The 2,534-nt window shown below is 44.1% G+C and carries 3 protein-coding genes; 1 reads left to right on the plus strand and 2 read right to left on the minus strand.

The window, feature by feature from the left end; translation table 11 throughout:
• A partial coding sequence (locus AACR11_RS08980; RefSeq protein ID WP_079324672.1) for a hypothetical protein occupies nt 1-1,078 on the plus strand: 1,078 nt, incomplete at its 5' end.
• Between the two features lie 16 nt (nt 1,079-1,094).
• Here AACR11_RS08980 and AACR11_RS08985 read toward each other — a convergent pair.
• Together AACR11_RS08985 and AACR11_RS08990 are read right to left on the minus strand one after the other, a co-directional pair.
• Nucleotides 1,095-2,066 carry an ATPase domain-containing protein gene (locus AACR11_RS08985; RefSeq protein WP_079324674.1) on the minus strand — a complete coding sequence of 324 codons (972 nt, stop codon included), beginning with the start codon at nt 2,064-2,066 and terminating at the stop codon, nt 1,095-1,097.
• A 274-nt stretch (nt 2,067-2,340) separates the two neighbouring features.
• A partial coding sequence (locus tag AACR11_RS08990) for a Tn3 family transposase (protein ID WP_139374608.1) occupies nt 2,341-2,534 on the minus strand: 194 nt, incomplete at its 5' end.

Here is a 2,534-nt window from a genome sequence, read left to right on the forward strand (position 1 = left end):
ATACAAGGACGTGTATACGCGGGAACGTCAAGACCGCGACAAAGACACGAACGTCGGGGAGATTCGTAATCACGGTGACCCTGTAACCGAATACGATTATCGAGCCGCTACTGAATCAAGAGATGTGAAAGCATCCGTTAACGCATATGTGAATGTCGGTGATCTGCATGACTGTGGCGAGTGGGTACCACCGGCCTCCGAAACCTATGAAGGGCTGACCGTCGACCAAACGTATACCTGCCAACAGGATCAAACTCGTACATGGACTTACAAGGTCGGTAGTGAGGTTATTGGCACACACCCTCAACTACAGAGTATCGATGACATCAAATATCGGACTGTACCAGGCACCAAAAATCCTTGGTTAAGGACTGCATCTGCATTTGGTGAATGGACGAACATTGATTCACCTTATGATTATTCTTCTTGGGAGCCTCCAATCGTTGCTCAAACAGCAAACTTTGACCAGTCAAGGAACTACAGGCAGAACCAAACAAGAACAGAACAAAAGCAGGAGAAAAACGCCGTCACTGGAGAAATAAGGAATGTTGGTGAGCTACAGAACATTACTCGAGCTATAACTATTGACCAGACAAGGACGCTTGCTGTGACAGTTTCAGGCTGGTCAAATTCTGGAGGTGTATACAGCTGCAGTTCCTGGTCACCAGGTACGGGTTCAGTTGCAAGTGGTACCGGGTTTACACAGACACGAAGCTGTAAACAGATGCAAGTAAGAACATGGTCTTACAAGGATGGGACAACCGTTGTAACTACAAGGCCAGAGAATCGCGTTATTGACACTTCTCAGTCACAAGGAGCAACAGGAAGTAAAGTTGTTTACGGTAGCTGGGTATATCAAAGCGCATCTCAAACACAAGTACCTAATCCTGGTGGATATATGAAGGTATTATCTGGTTACTCTCAGAGTGAATTAAGCAGTGGTTGTAAAGTAAAAGATGGTGTCCAGCGATGCTTGTACCAAGCCGGCGCCCAGTGCACCATTGGTAGCATTGGCTATCAGGCCATTTCCAATCCGGGCATCGACTTCTACGCTGTAGCTATATATAACTGCAAGTAATATTGAAAACGGGGCATCAACCGGCCCCGTCATTTCCATTGACCCAAGACTTTAAAACCTCTCTGTGGATAAGAAGTCGCAACTTCGGCGTCTTATCCAATGTATCCTTGGCATGCTTCCCTGTAACACCTAATAGCTTACCAAATGCATAGTAGCCGTAACGAGTGCGCGTTAGTATTCCGTATCTAAGAGCCTTGGTCATTGTGTCATAGCTAATTGAAAATCCTTTACGATAGAGAAGTGGTATCTGCGTTCTATTACCACACAAACCATCTTTATGCTTAACCACATCGATAATGCAATGTTGGCCAACAGGAAATTTTCTTAAGAGGATTTCATTACCTTTACTTAGAAGTAATCGCGTAGCCATAAAACGCTCTACAGGGATACCACCGTAACTTACATAATAGGCATCACCGAACTGACTTGTTTTACTCCGTAGCTGATTAGTGAATATTACTACTGAATCGGTACCTTTAAGAGCTAATCGAAGCTTTGAAAACCATTTTGCCAATAGGCGTGACATCTCTATCGCATCATCTTTATCCTCCCAATTGTCATTACGATATTGAGATCTTGGAACCAGAGATGCGATTGAATCTATGACAAGCATCTTCACAGTCTTTGAAGCCAGTAATGATAAGGCCATCTCAAAGCACTGCTCTGCAGTTTTAGGCTGACCAAATATGAGATTGTTCAGGTCAACACCTAATGTCTCTGCATATCGTAAATCTAGAGCGCACTCAGGCTCTAAGTATGCAGCGGTTAGCCCCATTGATTGACAACATGCAATGCTATGCAATACGAGCGTTGTCTTGCCTGTTCCCGGCATCCCGGCCACTTCTATCATGCGGTCGGCACTGTAGCCATCGGTGCCCAGTATCGTATCAATAGCAAGAACCCCTGTTGTTATTGACGATTGTTGCAAGGTTGAATGTTCTATTGATGAACATATCGCTGGTGGAGCAATTGATAGTTGAGTTTCCATAAGAGGCGACTTGATTTGCAGTTTTGAAAATCATCTCACCATCTATTGAATTCGCAAGCTTATGACAACATACTTGTATTGTCCCAAAAGCTACCCTCAACCTACATCGATAAAAAAACAAAAGCTTAACACGACATAAAAGCAAAAAAGGAGCCAATCGGCTCCTTTCTGTCCCATTACGGGGTTCTAGGGATTTTCCCCTCTAAAGTAACATAGAATGCTACAGGCTTTGTATTATATAGCCTCCAGCTGTGGGTTACTTTCGTTTCCAAGCTTAATCATCCACGATTGGCTTCGTAATTTCACTAATATCAGGAAATTTTCCGGTATTGGTGAAGTTATACGTCCCGCTTAAGTTGATATTTTGCCATGCAACGGGCGAAACAGCACGAGTGATAGCCGCTTTTTCTTCATCACCTGTCGCTTCAAAGTGTCCCAGAAGATGACTCAGTATCGCGGAGTTGAAGT

Source organism: Vibrio sp. L85 (genome assembly GCF_963871815.1).
Taxonomy (GTDB): Bacteria; Pseudomonadota; Gammaproteobacteria; order Enterobacterales; family Vibrionaceae; genus Vibrio; species Vibrio harveyi.

Bases quoted from the DNA above. Each gene is read 5' to 3' on its own strand.
- AACR11_RS08985 (WP_079324674.1), bottom strand. From the start codon at position 2,066: ATGGAAACTCAACTATCAATTGCTCCACCAGCGATATGTTCATCAATA.